Here is an 814-nt window from a genome sequence, read left to right as displayed (position 1 = left end):
CCGCAAGGCATGAATACGATCTGTACAATCTTGTCTCCCGCTTCGAACACATAGTCCTCGTTGCCGAGATTGTAGAGCTTCACAACAATGCTTCCGGTGTAGTGGCTGTCCACTGTTCCGCCGAGTGATACAATATCATGCTTCACATGCAGCCCAGATTTACTGAACATCTGGCCGAACCATCCATCCGGAATCTGCACGTGCACTCCGGTATCGATGCAAACACTCTCGTGTCTGCGAAGTACAACTCTCTTTGGTGTTCTGAGGTCATATCCTGCATCGGCTCTGTGTGCCTTCTCCGGTATATGAGCCCCTTCATCTAGTACGACTTTCATTTATTTTGTCCTCCTATTTTGTGTAATATTGTGTATTATCATTGACTCGTTGTGTATTAGTGTGTATAATATAATCAGAAAGGAGATAAAGATGACGCCACATGATAAAGCAGTAAAAGCATTGCAGGAAGCCGGTTATGAATTCGCCAGGCACGGAAAGAATCATGATCAGTACCGAAATCCTGAACTCAGAAAAACAATTCCGCTGAAACGTCATGATTTCGACGAATACGACCTGCGATACATCAAGAAAGAAATCAAACACAATCAGGAGAGCTGAAAGGCTCTCCTCCCTGAAAGGAGTGTTGTTTATGAAATATATCTATACCGCTGTTTTTATGTCCTCCGATGACGGAACGAAATTCTTTGCTCGTGTTCCTGATCTACCCGGGTGTATTACAACCGGGAACAGCCTCAGCGACGCCATTGATCAAATCACTGATGCGGCAAGCGGCTGGCTTGTTGTCGCCGAAGATAAC

The 814-nt window shown here is 45.3% G+C and carries 3 protein-coding genes; 2 read left to right on the top strand and 1 reads right to left on the bottom strand.

The genetic code is table 11. The annotated features are described in order from the left end of the window. Positions 1–335 (bottom strand): dUTP diphosphatase (locus ACTQZS_RS15390; protein WP_441476597.1); only part of this gene is annotated, 335 nt, incomplete at its 3' end. Positions 336–426: 91 nt separating this feature from the next. Between ACTQZS_RS15390 and ACTQZS_RS15385 the strand changes: the two genes are divergently transcribed. Together ACTQZS_RS15385 and ACTQZS_RS15380 are read left to right on the top strand one after the other, a co-directional pair. Next, positions 427–615: a type II toxin-antitoxin system HicA family toxin gene (locus tag ACTQZS_RS15385; RefSeq protein ID WP_441476596.1), complete on the top strand. Its 189-nt coding sequence runs from the start codon at positions 427–429 to the stop codon at positions 613–615. Further along, positions 551–814: type II toxin-antitoxin system HicB family antitoxin (locus ACTQZS_RS15380; RefSeq protein ID WP_441476595.1), on the top strand; the 264-nt coding region annotated here is incomplete at its 3' end. The genes ACTQZS_RS15385 and ACTQZS_RS15380, both read left to right, overlap by 65 nt.

The sequence above is a fragment of the Bilifractor sp. LCP19S3_H10 genome (assembly GCF_052119185.1).
Lineage (GTDB): Bacteria > Bacillota > Clostridia > Lachnospirales > Lachnospiraceae > Bilifractor.
The sequence above is the reverse complement of the archived record's forward strand: the minus strand, read 5'-3'. Positions and strand labels throughout refer to the sequence as shown.

Coding starts and splice junctions, on each gene's coding strand:
- ACTQZS_RS15385 (WP_441476596.1), top strand. CDS start 427: ATGACGCCACATGATAAAGCAGTAAAAGCATTGCAGGAAGCCGGTTAT.